Origin of the sequence: Shouchella miscanthi, assembly GCF_007725405.1 — a bacterium.
Taxonomy (GTDB): Bacteria; Bacillota; Bacilli; order Bacillales; family Bacillaceae_D; genus Shouchella; species Shouchella hunanensis.
Genome location: NZ_CP042163.1, coordinates 3,441,880 through 3,461,081 on the forward strand (window position 1 = coordinate 3,441,880; position 19,202 = coordinate 3,461,081).

Sequence of the window (19,202 nt, forward strand, 5' to 3'; positions counted from 1 at the left end):
ACATGCCTAACTAAATGATTACTTTCTAAAGAAAAGTATATACTATTTTTAGTTAACATGCACCGAATATGCCTTCGCTTTCACTAGTTGTGTCCAAATCGTCACATTTTCAAGCGTCCAGTCAAATTGGTTTTTTGTGCATTTACTATAAAGGAAAAAAACTTTCACTTATTTAAAGATATGGATTGAATTTTTCTGTATGGTGTTATACAATTATTTGGTTTCAAAGCCTCAGTCGCTAAGGGCAACTGGGGGAGTGTTGATATACGTCACATACACAATTTCTTTGTTCTTAGATTTATACTATTAAGCTGAGGTGAACTCTTTCATGAAAAAAGCAAAAGGACGTATGGATGAGAGCATTTTAGTTTGCGTCTATTATGGTCCAAACGGAGAGCGTCTAATAAAACGTGGTGCAAAAATTGCTACTATGCTTGATTGTCCACTTTATGTTTTAACCGTTGATGCACTTCCGTATGATGAATTAGATGCTGAGAAGTCAGCATATGTTGATCGCTGGAAAGAACTTTCTGAGGAATACGATGCGGAAGAATTTATTGTTCGAGACAATGAAAAGAAACCAGCTGTTAAAGTAATCGCAGAGGTTGCCAGAGAGCATCACATTACGCAAATTATTATTGGGCAAACGGCAAAAAGCAGATGGGAAGAAATCACAAAAGGATCTTTTATGAATGTACTTTTAAGAGAAATTCCATTTGTTGACTTTCACGTCGTTTCTTGTGATCGTGCCATTAAAGGACTGGAAGGTCATTTTGAGAAAGGCTGTCGTGCTTATCTTGTTGAAGATGAGGAAGGTTACGCCATCATGTTCTCTCATACAAACAAAGCGAAATACGAGGGTATTTTCTTTAAAGAAACTGGTACGGATTTTAACAACGGTATCTTCAAATTCATGAAGCATAATCGGATGATTCAAGTACACGTTACCGATGATCGTGTCACCGAACCAACGAAAATCTATCCTACTTTAAAAGAAGAAAAACTCCAGAAATAAAACCGGAACAATGCTGTTCCGGTTTTATTTTTTTCCATATATACGAAGAATTTTCTCGGATTCAACTTCATTTATTTCTATTGGAGAGCCACTTGGCTTCCCAAACGGCAGTTGTGCTTTTAACTCCCACCATTCTGGTACTTCCCACTTTTCTTTATCTTCCAAACGTGTTAGCAAAGGATAATGATATAAGTTGGCACCAAATCCTTCTACTTGTAAAGCATTCCAAGCAGTTAGTTGGAGCATGCCAGATGAATGATCTGACCATGATGAGAAGTAATCGAGTTTTTTTGGATGTTGTTTTTTTGCGTCGGCTATGGCCTGTTGATCTTCAAAGAAAAGAACCGTTCCAAAACCAGCTTTATGGTGCGCTACTTGTTCAAGTATGTCATTTTTAGACATCTCTTTATTCTTTGAAGCATCACTCCAAAATTGGCGATGCTGCTCACCTAAAAGAACCAGCAATTTACTCGATTGAACATTAAAGGGCGTTGGGACATATGTCACTACATGCTCAAGAACATCAAGAAGACGCTCTTTTGAGACGACTGCTTCTGCCGTCACACTTTCGTACGGTCGTCTATTTTGAATAGCCTCAAAGAAAGTAGTCATATCACTTCCCCTTTCAACAAATTGGTTACTCTTTAGTTTACAGAGTAGCGAGGTTTTCCTCAAGAAAACTGCCTGTTATGTTTGACTAAACTTAATGTGCATTTCTGATGGATCTTGAACGATAAACCATGCTTCTCCATGATCGACAATCTCTTTATTAGCACGGTCCCGCACCTGATTAAATGTCTCTTCGTCTTTAACATGTATGGTGTACTGTTCCATACCTACGAACGCTTCTTTTGGTTTTTCCTTGTTTCTTACCCATATATTAAAACCAAAATGATGGTGGTAGCCTGCCCCTGACATAAACAACGCTTGCTGTCCGAAGTACGTCATCACATCGAATTGAAGAATGTCTTTATAGAAAGTCTCTATATCCGCAAGGTTCTTCACATGGGTATGAATATGTCCCATCGTCAAACCATCCGGAATGCCGTCCCATTCTTCAGCTAATGCATGCAGACCCGTTACGTCTAAAGGTTTTGTGTCCATGACAATCATACCATTCTCTTCATATGACCAAGTCGTTCGTGGACGATCACGATAAAGCTCAATTCCATTTCCATCCGGATCTTGAATATAGACTGCTTCACTGACAAGATGATCGGCTCCACCCATTTCAATGTTATGAGCAAGTAAGTGTTTTATCTGTGTGCCAAGGGATTCACGATCCGGGTATAATAATGCAATATGATAAAGTCCTACATATAACTGACCTGGGTTCTTCTTCGCTTCTTTATTCTCTCTTAATGTGATGAGGAGCTTCCCTTCGTTTGAAAACAACTTTGCTTCTTTATCGTTTAATTCAATATGTGTAAACCCAATGATTTCCTTATAAAAGGAAACTGATTCATGCACGTTCGTTACGGTTAAGATCACTTCTCCTAATGTTAGGTGTTCATACATGTAAAAACGCCTCCTTCATATACTAATTCTATAAAGAAATTGTATAATGACGATTCAATAATTGGAAGTACGCACTAATTTGTACTATAGTATATAAAAAGATACTTAATCGCGAGGTGGAATTAATGGAATCATCCTGTCAAGTCGATACAGCACTCGAAATTTTAGTCGGAAAATGGAAGCACAAAATTTTATTTCAGTTAATTAACCACGATGTGATGCGCTTTAACGAATTAAAGCGGGCTATCCCTGGCATTACACAAAAAATGCTTACTTCTCAATTACGTGAGCTAGAACAGAACGATATTATCCAACGACAAGTTTATCCTCAAATCCCACCAAAAGTTGAGTATTCCATGACACCTTATGGAGAAAGTTTAAAACCTCTCCTTGATGCCATGCACAGCTGGGGCTCTAATCATATTAAACATTTAGATCAACTATTTCCACAGACAAATGAACAATAAAAAATTCAAGCGTGTATCGCTTGAATTTTTTATGGCTTTGTCACTTTAAGAACCCACCAAATAAGAACGAATTGTAATGGCAATCGAAGCCACAGTGCATACACTGGGATATCATATTGTGCCGGAAAAAACGCCATATACACATTCACAGGAAAAATAAGCAACAAAAAGAGGGTTGTCCAAATGCCCGCTCTAGAACGTGTTGGTTTGTAGATAAGTAAAATAGCTAATGCTATTTCAACAATCCCTGATGCATAAACAATAAATAGTCGAAATGGTACCCATTCTGGCATCGCCTCTACAAAAAAACCATCCATAATAAAATGCCCGACCCCAGCTAAAAAGAACAATAATGAAAACAGATAAAGTCCAATGACTCGGAACATGACTACGTACTCCTATTCTCTAGTAACAGTTAATTCTGGTAACCACTGACTCATATGTGCTTCAACGTCATCAAGGTGCTTTTCCACATCTGGCAAATCATAATCCGTTAAATCTTTCATCGGTGTCACTTGATAATTGTGGTCACCTTCATCGAATTGAACATAGGTTGGCATAAGAGAAGGATTAATAGCTTGCGCCTTTTTCCCTGTTAATTTCTGCAAATCAAAAGTGAAAATGCCCCCTACTCGCCTCGGATGATCATATTGACCTGATAGAAAATTACCGAGTGAATAAACCACTAGCATATCATGGTCGTGCTTGCCTTCTACCCATTCAATTGGTTGAAGTACATGAGGATGATGACCAATGACAGCAGTAGCACCACTATCGGCAGCTACTTGAACCAAGTCACGTTGTTGTTGATTCGGAAAATCAACGTATTCTTCGCCAGCATGTAGGGCAACAAGAACCGCATCGGCCTCTTTATCTGCTTCCCTAATTTGCTCTGCCATAAACGACGCCTCAGCAAAATTCACTAAATAATCCCTTCCATTTGGTACAGGGATCCCGTTTGTTCCATATGTATAGCTTAGTATAGCAATGGAGATGCCTTGACTCTCAATAATACGTAAATCCTTTGCGTCTTCTTTATTTCGGAAGGCTCCTGTATACGTCATATTTAGTTCGTCCCAATAATCTAAGGCGTTCAGAATTGATTGAGGCCCGCGATCGAGGGTATGATTATTCGCTAACGTTACAACGTTTACACCAGCTTCTTTCAACGCATCACCCACTTCAAACGGTGAATTGAAAGCTGGATACCCTGACAATCCAAGTGCTTCCCCACCAATCATTGTCTCTTGATTCGCAATGGTTACATCTGCCGCTTGTAAGTATGGAGCGACATTGTCAAACATTGGTGAGAAATCAAATCCCCCTTCAACCCTTGCATCATCATACACACGATCGTGGATCAAAATATCCCCCACTGCACATATCGTCGCAGTCAATTGAAAGCGGTTTGAATCAACAGAACGCTCCATTCTCTCTTGCTGCTTCATTCCCTCTAAGAACAATACGTCTTTTGCAGTCGCTTCTACTTCTGACTGACAACCACTCGCTAGTAGCATCAGCAAACCAAAAGTAGCAGTGGCTCGCTTCATCTAACGTCTCCCCCAGACTAATCTCCTGTCACAGCTACTTCTTCTTTTCCCCTACTGTTTACTTCATCATGTAAGTGACAAGCAGCATAATGACCAGGCTTATATTCCTTCATTTCTGGTTCCATAATAGCACATTTTTCCATTACTTTGGGACATCTCGTCCGGAATACACAACCACTTGGTGGAGAAATAGGACTAGGAATCTCTCCTTTTAATAAAATGGTTTCACGCTTGTCTTCCAAATCAGGGTCGGGAATGGGGATTGCCGATAACAATGCCTCTGTATAAGGGTGTAAGGGTGTTTTATATAGTTGCTCACTGGTGGTTAATTCAACGAGCTTACCTAAATACATCACTCCTATACGATTACTAATATGCCTCACCATTGATAAATCGTGGGCGATGAACAAAAACGTTAACCCTTGTTCCCGTTGAAGCTTTTGCAATAGATTTACGACTTGCGCTTGAATTGAGACATCTAAAGCGGAGATCGGTTCATCCGCAACAATAAATTCGGGGTTTAACGCTAGCGCTCTAGCGATGCCGATACGTTGCCGCTGCCCTCCACTAAATTCATGGGGATATCGATTTGCATGCTCTTTGCTCAAGCCAACCGTTTCCAGTAGTTCAAAAACTCTTTCCTTTCTTTGTTTCCCCTTTAAGCGACCATGTACATCTAGCCCTTCGGCAATGATATCCATTACCATTGAACGGGGATTTAATGATGCATATGGATCTTGAAAAATCATCTGCATACTTTGATCCAGCACTTTCTTTTGCATGGCAGAGGCTTGATGAATATCTTGATTTTTAAAGAGAACGCTCCCTGAGCTAGGTTGATAGAGACGTACTATTGTTCGCCCAAGAGTCGATTTCCCACATCCCGATTCTCCTACTAATCCAAACATTTCTCCTTTTTTTATTGCAAAAGATACACCATCTACCGCTTTAAGCGTTTTGTTCTTTTTTAATTGAAAATGTTTCTTTAAATCCTTTACTTCTACCATAACGTCTTCTTTCATCATGTTGACTTCATCTCCCATAACGAAGAACTTAAAAAACGCCTCACACCGCACAATTCCTTCTCATAAACAGAATTTAGCGGCACTTCTTCCACTACTTTACCGGTTTTTGGTGCATGAATGATGTTGCCATCTCCTGCATACATGGCAACATGATGGACCCTGCCTTTCCCTTCTTCATAGGCAAAGTAGAGAAGATCTCCTTCTTTCATATCCTGTTCAACTATGGTATCCCCTGAACGATATTGATTGGAGGCATCCCGAGGAATCGTTATTCCACTTACTTTGTGAAGTCGATAAACAAAGCCAGAGCAGTCAAAACCAAACCCACTCATTCCTGCCCATAAGTATGGTAATCCTAAAAAGCGACGTGCTTCTGTTAACAAAGAGTGCCCGTCTTTTTTGTTGAATGATAAGCGGACATCCTCTCGTTTTATTAAGGCATTGCCCAGCGGTGTTTCCACTTTAATCCAGTCGATTGATTCATCTAAAACCGTTAGTTCTGTTCCATAGCTGACTTGAAGCCATGCTTTCTTTTTTTTTGTAAAGAGCCACGCTTTTTGTTGAACGATGATCACTCGATCTTTCGTTTGTTCATTCGGAATGCCTGCTACAAGATGTTGACTTGGTACCCAGCCTGGATATCCGTTTTCATTTTTAATTGTTGGCTGATCCGGTATTATGACCTCTTTCCACCCATTTACTTCTTGAACCACATAGACAGGTTCATTAAATAGAAGCTGCGTTTGCGCCAGGTCGTTCGTACAAAGCTGAAGACGATCATCATAAGTCATTTTTTCTAAATAGCTTTTTAGTTGATATGGCTCTCGTGTAATAAGGTAATCAATGGAGCGAGGTGACGCTTTTGTCGTCCACACAGTTGAGACTGGTACACTTACACATTCTATACTCATCCTTATTCACTCCTTCACACCTGGTTCAATGGATACCATTTTCTTATCGGTGTCTAACGTAGCTTGAGCACCATAAGGTACCGAATAAACGGGCATACAATGGCCGATCGAAAATCCTTTCATACAAGGCTTTCCATCTTGATTTAAATAATGATCCAACACCTCATCTAACGTTAAAGAACGATGGCGTTTTTTCGGTGAACAGTTATTAAAATTGCCGATAACAAAACCACTTGCATCGTCAAGAATACCTGCGAGCTTGAGTTGATTCAGCATGCGATCAATACGATACGGCTCTTCTTCAATTTCTTCAATAAAAAGAATAGCCCCTTTTGCATTGAGCTGGTACTGACTACCCACTAAGCTTGATAGCAGAGTTAAATTTCCCCCGACAAATGGGCCGCTCACACGTCCACTTTGCAGAATCGAAATGGGCTCTGTCTGCTCCGTCAACATAAGAGGGGTTGGCTTAACAATTTGACTCAACCCTTGTTCGGTTACCGAGTCAATCTCACCTGTTAAGTCTGAGCTCATCATCGGGCCATGAAAGGTTACAAGCCCTGTTTCTTGATGAATGGCTGTATGCAAGCACGTAATATCACTATAGCCCCAAAAAACTTTTGGATGTTTTGCAATTAGTTGATAATCAATCTGATCGACAATACGCGGTGTGCCGTAGCCACCACAGGCACAGAAAACACCCGCAATATCTTGATTTGCAAACATATCCTCTAAAGCTTTTATTCTGTGGGAATCAACAGCACTTAAATAGCCGTACCCATCCGTTAAGTGAGGGGAGGTCACAATTGTGATCCCCATTTTTTCATACAGGTGTTTGCTCTTTTCAATATTCTTCATTAACGGTGTACTAGCTGGCGCGATAACGCCAATCGTATCTCCCGCCTTAATCGGTTTCGGGTAGATTGTTTTCATTGATTTGAACCTCCAAATAGAAAGAAGGAGAGAGACAAAAGCTCCCTCCCCTAGCTTATTCGTTTAAATCTGCCCATTTTAATTCTGTATACCCAACTGGATGACGAACAATGCCAGACACGGCATCATTTTCTAGAACCGGTTGATTATAGAAATACAACGGGAAGAACGGCATTTCTTCTAACACTAATGCTTCTGCTTCATGTAAAAGCTCGAATCGACGCTCTTCATCAGCCTCGGCTTTTGAGTCAGCAATTAACTGGTCATACGTTTCATTCGACCATGCTGTTCTGTTCATTGAACTATCAGTAATAAAACTCTCCAAGAAATTAATAGGATCAGCATAATCAGCTATGAAGGACGAACGGGACATTTGCATTTCTAACCCACGTTGACGATCTAAAAAGACACTTGACTCGACCACTTCAAGATTCACATCTACCTCTAGGTTTTCCGCGTACATTTGCTGCAGACTTTCCGCAATACGCTCATGTTCTGCTGGCCCTGAACTATATGATATGGTTACATTCGGCAAGGTTTCGTACCCTTCTTCTTCCATTCCTTCTTTTAAAAGTTGTTGGGCTTCTTCCACATCATATGTAAATAAGTCTCCGCCGACTTCTCTAAAATCCTCCCCGGACGGCTCTGGAAAACCGTAGGCAACAAATCCTCCAGCTGGTCGTTGATTTTGACGAATGACGCTTTCCACAATTGTTTCACGATCAACCGCTTTTGCAAACGCTTGACGGATCTTTTTATTTTGAAACGGCTCTTCTGTCGTTAAGAAACGGTAGAAGTATGTTCCTGCCTGATCATATAAATCCACTTCCCCACTGGCAATTAACTCTTCAGCTAAATCGGCCGGAGGTGTTGTCGTATGCAAACCACCTTGCTCATATAAGCTGTATGCTGTATTTTGATCTTCTAACATTAACCATGTGGCACCATCCAGCGCAACACTTTCTGCATCCCAATAGTGATTATTTCGCGTCATTCGTAGCTCTGTATTATGATCCCAGCCTGTTAAGGTAAACGGTCCGTTCCCAACATACGTGCTCGCTTCTTGATGCCATGACCCATTTTCTTCAACTGTGTCTTTATGTACAGGGAAGAAGGATGGATTCGTAATAAGGTTTAAGAAATATTGTTGCGGACTATTCAATACAACCTCTAGCGTCTTTTCATCTAGCGCCGTAACCATGACATCTTCTTCAGTGCCGTCACCTTCATAAAATTCAGTTGCGCCTTCAATTAAATTTGCTAGAAATGCCGCTGGCGACCCTGTATCTGGATGAACGAGTCGCTTCCACGCATACTCAAAGTCTTCTGCAGTAACCGGATCACCGTTAGACCAGTTTGCATTCTCACGTAGATAAAAGGTGTAGGTTAATCCATCTTCCGAAACCTCATAGCGTTCGGCAGTCGCTTCTTCAGGTACGTGATCGGCATTTAATCTCATCAAACCTTCCATAATATTGTTAAGAGGCGCACTAGACACCGATTCGAACGCAATTTGCGGGTCAAGACTTACTGGCTCCGCACCATTATTCACAATTAAGATCTTGTCTCCCCCGTCCGAATCATTCGTATCATCATTACCACCTGGATCTGCATCATTTGACGTACCCGTTGTACATGCCGCTAACATCATTGTTGCTGCCATTGTTCCTACTAGCCATTTCTTTTGCATGAAAATTCCCCCTTTTTTTTGTTATGCAAGTTCTTCAAAAACACCCTTTGATCTTGGATCAAGTAACCAACATGCGGCTTTATGAGTTGACGTAATCGCTGTGGTTTCTGGCATGTGGTAACGACAAACATCCATTGCAAAACGACAACGTGCAGCAAATGGACACCCTGAAGGTGGTGCAAATAAATCAGGTGGTGTACCAGCGATTGGAATGAGCTCTTCTTTTGCATCATCTAACCGTGGAATGGATTGTAATAACCCTTTTGTATAAGGATGAGCTGCTTGATAAAACAACTCTCGACGGTTGCTTCGTTCAATCACTTTTCCTGCATACATAACGTGTACACGATCTGCTAGCTGAGCAACCACCCCAAGGTCATGCGTGATTAAAATGATCGCTACACCTGTTTTACGTTGCACTTCTTTAAAAAGCGCTAAAATCTGTGCTTGAATGGTGACATCTAGTGCCGTTGTTGGCTCGTCAGCAATTAAAATATCTGGTTCGCAAATAAGGGCCATCGCAATCATGAGCCGTTGTCGCATCCCACCGCTAAACTCATGTGGATATTGCTTTAAACGCTCCTCCCCATTTGATATACCGACAATGGTTAGCATCTCAAGTGCTTTTTCATTTGCTTTAGCAAGAGAAATGGACGTATGTTTCCGAATGCCTTCTGTTAATTGTGTACCAATTGTCAGCGTGGGATTTAGTGATGTCATAGGATCTTGAAAGATCATCGATAGATCAAACCCTTGAATACGTCTCATTTTCTTATCAGACAACTTCAACAAGTTCTGACCTTTAAACCAAATTTCACCACTTTTCACTTTCGCAATTCCTTTTGGCAATAAACGCATCATACTTTGTGCAGTGACGCTTTTTCCACAACCACTCTCTCCAACAATGGCAAGGGTTTCCCCTTTTTCTAAAGTTAGATCCACACCTCTAACAGCCTGAACTTCGCCACCATATGTTTTAAAATGAATATGTAAATCTTTTACTTCCAATAAAGGCATGCTATTTCCCCCTTGTTTTCGGATCAATGGCATCTTGCAAGCCATCACCAAATACGTTAAAGGCATACATCGTTAGTGAAATAAAGAAAGCAGGGAAAAACAATCGCCACCAGTTTCCAGTTAAAATGGACGAAAGTCCGTCTTCTGCAAGAGAGCCCCACGATGCATAAGGAGCAGAAATTCCTAATCCAAGAAAGCTTAAAAACGCTTCTGCAAAGATGGCAGTTGGAACCGTTAGCGTCATTTGAATAATAATGGGTCCCATCGTATTCGGTAATAAGCTTCTACGAATAATATGATTCGTACTAGCACCGAATACTTTTGAAGCTAGCACGTATTCATTTTGCTTAAGAGAGAGGACTTGACCACGAACAATACGAGCCATGCCAACCCAGCCAGTTATCGTTAATGCAATAATAATGGTTAATAGACCAGGACCCATGATGACCATTAGTAAAATGACGACGAGTAAATAGGGAAGCCCGTAAAGGATTTCAACGATACGCATCATTACAGAGTCTGTGCGCCCCCCTTTATAACCAGAGACACCACCGTAAATAATCCCAACAATGCAATCAATAAGAGCAGCGACTAACCCAACAAATAAGGAAATTCTTGCTCCATACCAAGTACGAGCAAACATATCTCGGCCAAGGGCATCTGTACCAAACCAATATTCAAGGGAAGGAGGTTGATTGACCATACTATAATTTGGCGTTGCGATAGAATGAGGTGAAATCCATGGACCAATGATCGCCATAACTGTTAAACCAATCATCGTGAATAGACCAAACATAGCGAGCTTATTTTGTCTTAAGCGAATCCAAACCGACTGCCAATAGGATAGGGACGGTCGCGAAACAAGTTCTGCATTAAGCCTTTCACTACTAGGTGTGAATAGATGATCCTCTACAGGTTTTCCATTTGAATTAAGTAAGGCCATTAGCTCGCCTCCTTTTTATCAAGCCGTATCCGCGGATCAAGGAAGCCATAGACAATATCGACAATTAAAAGCATGACGAGTAAGATAGCGCTATAAAAAATCGTTGTTCCCATTATGACCGCATAATCACGATTGTTTATACCCTCCACAAAATAGCGACCAATTCCAGGAATAGCGAAGATTTTTTCAATGACAAAACTCCCTGTCAACACACCTGCTACAAGGGTTCCTAGAATAGTGACTACAGGCATAAGCCCGTTTCGTAATGCATGCTTAGTGACAATGACAAATGGTGATAGTCCTTTTGCTTGTGCTGTTCTTATGTAGTCTTGTGTTAAAACGTCAACCATCGTTGAACGAGTTAAACGAGCGATAATAGCCATCGGTGACGTTGCTAGTGCAAAGACAGGCAAAATCATATGTGTCCAGTCATGCCACAAGGCAACGGGTAAATAACCTTTAAACGATTGAATAAGCAAAGCCGCTAATATAAAGTTCGGTACAGACAATCCGAGCACAGCTAACGTCATTAAAAGGTAGTCAATCATTCCATTTCTTCTCAACGCTGCTAATACACCTAACGTCACACCTGATAAAAGCGCAAATGCTAAGGCAAACAGTCCTAACTCAAGGGATACTGGAAACCCACGAGCAATCAAATCGTTCACCGATACAGCCGGCTGAGAAATAGAAGGTCCAAAATCAAACTGTAAAATAGATCCTAAATAATCGACATATTGAATAACAACTGGCCGATCGAGTCCATAGAATGCTTCTAAATTGGCTTGAACCGCTTCACTTGTATTATGTTCACCATTTAAAGGTGAGCCTGGTACACTATGCATAAGAAAAAAAGTCGCTGTAACAATGATCCACAGCGTAACAATCATCGCTAAAAAACGACGACTAACGTATTTAAGCATCGCGATCGCCTCTCTTTAACAAAACGTTGTTTGCATCGCAAGCTCAGTCATCACAAGCATTGCTTGGTAAGCTTCCTTGATATCTTTTGCCTGAAATGCCACAGTCGTTCCTGATTCTATTGAAGCACCTGGCATCAATGCCGCCCATTCCGCTTGACCATAATTCGCAAATTCAATATGTAGTAAAGGCGCACCTTTAAGCTTTAAAGGAGAGTGGTTTTTCTGCAAAAGAGCTTCTTCGGTTTTTAGTTGGAGTAATTGTTTGCTTTCTTCTGGCGATAAACACAAAGCCGATGATCGGGACTGTGCCCTTTTCACAGGAGCGGTTACCACATTTGGAAGAAGGGCTTCCGCTTCTTTGCAAGCGCCTTCATCACCAGCTACAAGTGTAACCGGAACATCGTAATAACCAGCAAGAAACGCATTAAGTCCTAACTCACCGATCAGTTCGTTATTTAACCACATGTTTCGAACACCAAAAATCATCGTATGACTCATCACACCTGGCATTGAAGCTCTTGCATGGTACCCAATAAAGAATACGTGTTCAAAGGATTCATCTAAACCTTGCATCATCGAAAAGGGCTTCACTTCACCAGAGATTAATTGCACACGATGATGAAGCCTTTCTATTAGAATATTATTCATTTTCCCATGTGAATCATTCGCTATAAAATTTTTGCAGCCATGTGCAAAAGCGGCTTCTGCAACATGATTGACTTCACTCGTCATCAGCTCTTGGCCGCGATGATAAAATCGTTCGCCAGGAGTGACAAATTGTCGATCCACTAAACCCGTTATCCCTTCCATGTCTACTGAAGCAAACACGTTCATCTACTCATCCCCTCTCAATTCTTGATGTATCTTTACTCTATTCGTAGTAAAAAGCTATTTTCCTGCTGAATTTGCGATTTAAACCGAAAAAATTGTAAACTTTCCTTACATTCTGTCATTTGTTCAAAGATAAACGTCCCTTTCTACGACTAGAAAACTACACTCTACTAGACGGCTTTCTATTCAGCTTATGCTTGAAGGTCAACACTTCTTTCTCTAAAAGTCAAAATCATGTTATTTTTTTAAGAAATCATCTAAAATAAAAGTACTATTAAGAATTGGAGAATGATGTATGCAGCAAGAACAAAATTTTCGAATGGGGGTAACCACGACCCTATCCTCCTATTTAATCTGGGGGTTTTTACCGCTTTACTGGGCATTACTTTCTTTTATACCTGCTTTAGATGTGTTAATGTATCGTATTTCATTTGCGTTTTTATTCATGGTTATTTTGCTCATTTTTGCGAGGAGAAAAGCTCAATACATAAATGAAATAAAAAACGTCTTTACCCAGTCCAAGCTACTTATGCAAATGATTTTTGCAGCCATCTTTATTAGCTTAAACTGGTTTTTATTTATTTTTGCTGTTAGTAGCAATATGGTATTAGAAGCGAGTTTAGCTTACTACATTAATCCGTTACTTAACGTTGTACTTGCGACTGTCATCATTAAAGAAACGTTAAGTCGTGCAGAAGTTTTTGCTGTTAGTGCAGCAGGAGTTGGCGTACTCATTCTGATTGTTTTTAACGGTACGATTCCTTGGGCTGCATTTGGAATGGCGTTAAGCTTCTGCTTCTATGGATTTATTAAACGTTCCGTTTCTATATCTGCTACAGCTGGACTGTTTATTGAAACCGCATTAGTTACACCCATAGCGTTACTGTACTTACTCTTTTTCACAACGTATTCAATCTTTACCATGGATAGCTCGACGATCTTACTACTTTCAGGTGCAGGTATTTTCACCGCAGTGCCTCTCATATTGTTCTCTTTCGGGGCAAAGCACATTCCGTTTTCCCTAGTCGGATTCTTTCAATATATTGCACCGACGACAATGCTTTTTCTAGGTATCTTTATTTTTAAAGAACCTTTCTCTCTTGTACAATTCATTGCGTTTTTATTTATTTGGATTGGTTTACTAACGTTCACGTCATCAAAAATTTTAAGTCGAAGAAAAGGAAAAGAACCCCTTACACATGAATGATTCAAGTTGTTCATGTATACTAGCATTGAAATGAATGAAGAAAGGAAGGATACAATGGCACAATACCGTGGCTATATTGGTACCTATTCAAAAGGAGATAGCAAAGGTGTATATACATTTACATTAGACACCGAAACAAAGCAGCTCAGCAATCAGCAGTTAGCCGCCGAACTAAAAGACCCTACCTATGTGGCGATAACAAACGAGAACAAGTTATACGCTGTTATGAAAGAAGATACAAAAGGTGGCATTGCCGCATTTACAATAAACCCTGACAGCGGGTCATTGGAACCGTTAAATCGGCAAATTACTGCGGACGGAGGACCTTGTCATGTAACCGTCTCAAGAGACCAAAGAAAGGCGTTATCAGCTAATTATCATAGCGGTACAATCCTTTCCTACGCCATTCAAGAAGATGGATCTGTTGGCGACATTCTATCAACTGTGACGCATGAGGGCAGCGGTCCTAATAAAGACAGACAAGAAAAAGCTCATGCTCACTTCTCTGGCTTTACACCTGATGAGCACTATGCAGTAGCTGTTGACCTTGGGACAGATGAAGTTATTCTTTATAAACATAACAATGGTGAGTTAAATAGACATTTCACCCTGAATGTGGTACCAGGAGCAGGACCACGGCACATTGCCTTTCATCCGCAAGAAGCCTATGCCTACATCATGACCGAGCTCTCGAATGAAATTATTGTTTGCGCGTACAACGCAACAGTAGGTGAGCTTCATGAAATACAAACAATTTCTACGTTACCAGAAGGGTTTGTAGAAGAAAGCTTTGGTAGTGCCATTCACGTCTCTCAAGATGGTAAATTTGTATACGCAGCGAATCGTGGGCATAATTCGATTGCGAGCTTTGCAGTAAATGAACTCTCTGGAGAGCTGACGCTTGTAGAAATTGTTTCAACAGAAGGAAATTGGCCTAGAGATTTTCACATTGACCCGTCAGGTGAATACCTACTTGCATCCAATCAAGAATCTAGCAACTTGACTTTATATAGTCGTAGCAAGGATACAGGCAAGCTATCGCTTCTTGAAAGTGAGATCCCAATGCCTTATCCGGTTTGTGTTGTGTTCGTTTCAGAACCAATTCATTAAACGAAGCCTGTTTATCTGTATACGAAAAATTGAGGCTGCTCCGTTAGCACCTATGTCTTAACGAAGCAGCCTCTTTCCTTTGTGAAGATGATGCATGGTCCAGCGCGTCTTCCATTGTGCATTTTATGAAAGTAATGGAATGGCTTCATCCACTTGCTTATGCTCAAACCCTAAATCGCTTGCTACTGCTTCATATGTTACATATCCGGCAGCCGTATTTAACCCTTTTGCTAGTGCTAGGTTTGAGCGCAATGCTTTGACAATGCCAAGGTCTGCAATCTGCTTTGCATAAGGGATCGTCACATTGGTTAAAGCGATGGTTGACGTTCTTGGTACCGCTCCTGGCATGTTGGCAACTGCATAGTGAATAATGCCATGTTTCACATATGTCGGCTGGTCGTGGGTCGTCACTTTGTTTGCTGTTTCAATAATACCACCTTGGTCCACGGCTACGTCTACTACAACACTACCTTCCTTCATCGCCTTAATCATCTCTTCTGTAATAAGCTTTGGCGCTTTTGCTCCTGGTATTAGCACTGCACCGATAACCAAATCCGCCTCCTCTACTGCTACAGCAATGTTAAGAGGATTGGACATCATCGTTTGAATGTCATTCCCAAATAAATCATCGAGCTGGCGTAGACGCTCTGCGCTGACGTCAAGTAAAGTAACCTGAGCACCTAATCCAATGGCCATTTTTGCGGCATTTGTTCCAACTACACCACCACCAACTATCGCTACTTTAGCTCGCTTAACACCTGGTACACCTGATAACAAAATACCTTTTCCACCATTAGTTTTCTCAAGAAACCGTGCTCCCATTTGAGTCGCCATTCGGCCTGCTACTTCACTCATAGGAGTTAGAAGTGGCAAGGTTCGATTTTGCTCAACGGTTTCATACGCAACTGCTATGACTTCGCTCTTCACAAGGGCTTTTGTAAGCGCAGGTTCTGCCGCTAAATGTAGGTAAGTAAATAGAATTAATCCTTTTCGAAAGAAGCCAAATTCGGATTCAAGTGGTTCTTTTACTTTAACAACCATATCTGCCTCAGCCCAAACGTCAGCTGCTTGTGGCACAATTTTTGCTCCAGCTTGCTTGTACTCCTCATTCGTGAAGCCACTTCCGTCTCCTGCTCCTGATTCAATCATAACTGTATGACCACTTGTCGTCAGCGTAACTACACCGGCTGGGGTCATTGCTACACGATTTTCAAAACTTTTCACTTCTTTAGGCACTCCAATAATCACAACAATCACCTTCCTTCGGCACTTCTTATTGGTAGTATATCCACGACAGCTATTTTTCTCTTCATGGGATGGGGCTAAAATTCACCCTTCCTATTTGTGTGAAAAACACAAATGATCAGACTATTGAACAGTCAATAGTCGTCGCGTAAATCTAAATATAGACCAGTCCGCTCATTCGGATCTTTTAAACGAATGTTTGTAATTTCCGTTATTCGTTTTATGCGATACTGTAAAGAATTGGTGTGAATGTGCAGTGCTTTTGCTGTTGTGACCAGATGATTATCATTTTTTAAATACTCATCTAAGGTCTTCAGTAAATTCGTTTGATTTTGCCGATCATATCGTTTTAATTGTTCAATAGCCGGATGCTTACTACTTACATAAGCTTTTTCTTCGTACGGTCCAACGTAGCGCATTGCCCCAGACTGATAATAAAACAGCTGACTGTTTAGTTCTTCTTTAAAACGATCTTTTAACGCGAGCATTGCTTTGGCTTGCTCATACGATTTTGCCATACCTTCTAGAGAGCGATCAGGATTTCCGCAAGCTAGTGAAAGGGTTAAGGGCATCGCGGTTTGAATAGTATGAACGGGAAGCGTTACAGTAGCATGCACCACCATAGCAATAAAGTATCGTCCATCAAACATATAGAGAGGAGCATGAGGTTGCACAAGTTGCTCGACTTTCATTAAATGCTCTGCCTTACTATGTAAATCAATCATTAAAATACATTTTTCATTTGTTTGGTCCACCCAAGACACAGGTAAATCGAAAGGCATATACGTATTCGTCATAACTTTCCAAAGCTTCTCTTCTTTCGTAGGTGCGAGCTGCTCTCGATCATACATAGAAAAATAAGTACTTGCTTTTACCGCTACTTTCTTTAGCCATTGTTGCTCGAATACAGTTAGAGATCGAGTTGTTTCAGATACCCAAATGTACCCAATCACAATATTTGAACCATCTCTAATTGAAAGAGCAACGCGCTTTCCTAGTCCAAACTCTTCGATTCCAGCAATTAATAGTGGCTCAGCTGACTGGTTTAGTGCCGTCATAACACCATCTTTCCAAAATCGATGAATGAGCTTATCAGGAACTTTCCTACCAATAATAGTTGAAATTCTTGCCGAATCTGTTCCTTCACCATGTTCAGAATAAGCGAGCAAGTGATGATGCTTGTTTTCAATCGTAATGGGGCAAGCAAGCAATTTACCTAAACTTTCGACGAACGAATCTAAATGTGTATAGGTTTTGGTTAAAAATAGTTTGTATGCATCTGTCATCACAAACCCTACTTTCTCTTTCATTCATTCAATCTAAGTATAGCAAATTCTTGCTTGCATTTCTCTATTTAATCGTTGTTGCCAAAGGCTTGAAGCGCTCGTTTTCTCGCCGACTGATGATCAATAATTGGCTTTACATACGCAGCACAACCATACTCTTCTCGTTCCTCTTCACTTAAATCATGAGGCATATGAATCGCCTTTGTCGGCACATCTTTTAGTTCTTTTACATACGAACGAATAAAACGTCCATACGGGTCAAACCGTTCTGATTGACGATACGGATTAAAGATCCTAAAATACGGAACTGCATCGGTACCTGTTGATGCCGCCCATTGCCAGCCGCCAATATTTGAAGCTGGATCATAGTCGATAAGACGTTCAGCAAAATAGCGCTCTCCTAAACGCCAGTCAATCAATAAATGCTTCGTAAGAAAAGAAGCCACAACCATTCGTAAGCGGTTGTGCATCCAGCCAGTTTCGTTCAACTGCCGCATTGCTGCATCAACGAGAGGATAGCCGGTTTTGCCTTCCTTCCAAGCCTGCAATTGCTCTTCATCTGATCGCCAATCAAGCCCTTGATAAGTCGATTTAATTTCTAGGTTATCACTCTTTGGATAGTGCACATAAATCATATTATAGAAATCACGCCATGCTAATTCCTGTATAAACGTTTCAACACCTGAATCGTCTTTTAGTTGCTCTCTTTTTTCTTCAGCCATTTGATAGACAGTTCGAATGGATAAAGCACCCGTTCTTAAAAATTTTGATAATCGACTTGTCCCTTCGATTTCTGGATAGTCACGATCTTTCTTATACGATTCAATGGTATCGTCAATAAAGGATTGCAGGTATTCTCGCGCACATTGCTCTCCAGCCTCTTGTTTCCATTTGCCTGTTTTTTGCTGCATGATTCGTTTATACGCATCCTCACCGGCTTCATGTTTTGGCTTTTTAGATAGACTCTTTTGCCGTAAGGAAGATTCGTCTATACAGACTGGCTCTGGTTTATGGAGCTGTCGCCATTTTTTATAATACGGCGAGAATACTTTGTAATGAGTATCATCTTCTTTTAAAACGTCATGAGCGCCATGTAAATGGTGATCCATAAAGGCTTTTGTTTTTATTTGCGCAGACTTTGCCCACTTTTCAAACGCTTCATCTCGCTTCTTTCCAAAGCCCACCTCATCCCGATTGTAATAAATGGTGTGGATGGAATCCATTTTTGCCTTTAATTCGTCAAAACTCGCTTCTAGTTCACCATACAAACATAAAATAGGGAATGACACTTTATTTGCATGATCCATAAAGGCCTTTAACGTCTCATAGAAGTAATCATGTCGAACGGTAAAAGACTCTGTTAATTTTGGGTGAATATGAAAGACACCCATTAGTGTATCGTTTTGTGAACAAGCCGCTTCCGCCGAGGCAAGCGCTTGATGGTCTTGTAATCGCAAATCTCTTCGAAACCAAACAATGTGGACAGCCATTTCGTTTGCTCCTTTCATTCATGTAGTAAAAAGACGCGTTG

At 40.8% G+C, this 19,202-nt stretch carries 19 protein-coding genes; 4 read left to right on the plus strand and 15 right to left on the minus strand.

Annotated elements, in window-relative coordinates; translation table 11 throughout:
- The first annotated feature begins 328 nt into the window (after positions 1–328).
- Positions 329–1,015, plus strand: a complete 687-nt coding sequence (locus FPV17_RS17685) for a universal stress protein (protein WP_035394715.1) — start codon at positions 329–331, stop codon at positions 1,013–1,015.
- A 24-nt stretch (positions 1,016–1,039) separates the two neighbouring features.
- On the opposite strand, the gene FPV17_RS17690 is transcribed toward FPV17_RS17685, so the two are convergent.
- Together FPV17_RS17690 and FPV17_RS17695 are read right to left on the minus strand one after the other, a co-directional pair.
- Entirely contained in the window at positions 1,040–1,627 is a 588-nt protein-coding gene (locus FPV17_RS17690) for a nitroreductase family protein (RefSeq protein WP_035394716.1), read from the minus strand.
- Between the two features lie 75 nt (positions 1,628–1,702).
- Positions 1,703–2,533 carry a VOC family protein gene (locus tag FPV17_RS17695; RefSeq protein ID WP_144559707.1) on the minus strand — a complete coding sequence of 277 codons (831 nt, stop codon included), beginning with the start codon at positions 2,531–2,533 and terminating at the stop codon, positions 1,703–1,705.
- Between the two features lie 125 nt (positions 2,534–2,658).
- Here FPV17_RS17695 and FPV17_RS17700 point away from each other — a divergent pair, with 125 nt between their 5' ends.
- Positions 2,659–3,000, plus strand: a complete 342-nt coding sequence (locus FPV17_RS17700) for a winged helix-turn-helix transcriptional regulator (protein WP_035394720.1) — start codon at positions 2,659–2,661, stop codon at positions 2,998–3,000.
- A gap of 29 nt (positions 3,001–3,029) precedes the next feature.
- Here FPV17_RS17700 and FPV17_RS17705 read toward each other — a convergent pair whose 3' ends face one another.
- Genes FPV17_RS17705 through dppA form a run of 10 tightly spaced genes read right to left on the minus strand, consistent with a single transcriptional unit; the run spans position 3,030 to position 12,826 of the window.
- Positions 3,030–3,386, minus strand: a complete 357-nt coding sequence (locus FPV17_RS17705; protein ID WP_144559709.1) for a DoxX family protein — start codon at positions 3,384–3,386, stop codon at positions 3,030–3,032.
- Between the two features lie 12 nt (positions 3,387–3,398).
- Entirely contained in the window at positions 3,399–4,550 is a 1,152-nt protein-coding gene (locus tag FPV17_RS17710) for a CapA family protein (RefSeq protein ID WP_144559711.1), read from the minus strand.
- Positions 4,551–4,567: 17 nt separating this feature from the next.
- Positions 4,568–5,572, minus strand: coding sequence for an ABC transporter ATP-binding protein (locus tag FPV17_RS17715; protein WP_144560526.1), 1,005 nt, complete (start codon positions 5,570–5,572; stop codon positions 4,568–4,570).
- Positions 5,572–6,486: a C40 family peptidase gene (locus tag FPV17_RS17720; RefSeq protein ID WP_144559713.1), complete on the minus strand. Its 915-nt coding sequence runs from the start codon at positions 6,484–6,486 to the stop codon at positions 5,572–5,574. The genes FPV17_RS17715 and FPV17_RS17720 overlap by 1 nt, the downstream gene beginning before the upstream one ends.
- Positions 6,487–6,492: 6 nt before the next feature.
- A complete protein-coding gene (locus FPV17_RS17725; protein WP_144559715.1) occupies positions 6,493–7,419 on the minus strand; it encodes a S66 peptidase family protein in 927 nt (308 codons plus the stop codon).
- A gap of 55 nt (positions 7,420–7,474) precedes the next feature.
- On the minus strand, positions 7,475–9,109 hold the full coding sequence (locus FPV17_RS17730) for a peptide ABC transporter substrate-binding protein (protein ID WP_144559717.1): 1,635 nt from the start codon (positions 9,107–9,109) through the stop codon (positions 7,475–7,477).
- A 21-nt stretch (positions 9,110–9,130) separates the two neighbouring features.
- A complete protein-coding gene (locus FPV17_RS17735) occupies positions 9,131–10,126 on the minus strand; it encodes an ABC transporter ATP-binding protein (RefSeq protein WP_035394726.1) in 996 nt (331 codons plus the stop codon).
- Between the two features lies 1 nt (position 10,127).
- On the minus strand, positions 10,128–11,069 hold the full coding sequence (locus FPV17_RS17740) for an ABC transporter permease (protein ID WP_060704805.1): 942 nt from the start codon (positions 11,067–11,069) through the stop codon (positions 10,128–10,130).
- Positions 11,069–11,992, minus strand: a complete 924-nt coding sequence (locus FPV17_RS17745; RefSeq protein ID WP_035394730.1) for an ABC transporter permease — start codon at positions 11,990–11,992, stop codon at positions 11,069–11,071. Before FPV17_RS17745 ends, FPV17_RS17740 begins: the two co-directional genes overlap by 1 nt.
- Before the next feature lie 15 nt (positions 11,993–12,007).
- Positions 12,008–12,826: a D-aminopeptidase DppA gene (dppA, locus tag FPV17_RS17750; protein ID WP_035394731.1), complete on the minus strand. Its 819-nt coding sequence runs from the start codon at positions 12,824–12,826 to the stop codon at positions 12,008–12,010.
- Positions 12,827–13,118: 292 nt separating this feature from the next.
- Between dppA and rarD the strand changes: the two genes are divergently transcribed.
- Positions 13,119–14,030, plus strand: a complete 912-nt coding sequence (gene rarD / locus FPV17_RS17755; RefSeq protein ID WP_144559719.1) for an EamA family transporter RarD — start codon at positions 13,119–13,121, stop codon at positions 14,028–14,030.
- A 54-nt stretch (positions 14,031–14,084) separates the two neighbouring features.
- Positions 14,085–15,140, plus strand: coding sequence for a lactonase family protein (locus FPV17_RS17760; RefSeq protein WP_144559721.1), 1,056 nt, complete (start codon positions 14,085–14,087; stop codon positions 15,138–15,140).
- Positions 15,141–15,263: 123 nt separating this feature from the next.
- On the opposite strand, the gene ald is transcribed toward FPV17_RS17760, so the two are convergent.
- From ald to FPV17_RS17775, 3 genes are all read right to left on the minus strand, one after another.
- Positions 15,264–16,388, minus strand: a complete 1,125-nt coding sequence (gene ald / locus FPV17_RS17765; RefSeq protein ID WP_035394734.1) for an alanine dehydrogenase — start codon at positions 16,386–16,388, stop codon at positions 15,264–15,266.
- Between the two features lie 131 nt (positions 16,389–16,519).
- Entirely contained in the window at positions 16,520–17,671 is a 1,152-nt protein-coding gene (locus FPV17_RS17770) for a helix-turn-helix domain-containing protein (protein WP_186370646.1), read from the minus strand.
- A 68-nt stretch (positions 17,672–17,739) separates the two neighbouring features.
- Positions 17,740–19,161: a cryptochrome/photolyase family protein gene (locus FPV17_RS17775; protein ID WP_144559725.1), complete on the minus strand. Its 1,422-nt coding sequence runs from the start codon at positions 19,159–19,161 to the stop codon at positions 17,740–17,742.
- Between the last annotated feature and the right edge of the window lie 41 nt (positions 19,162–19,202).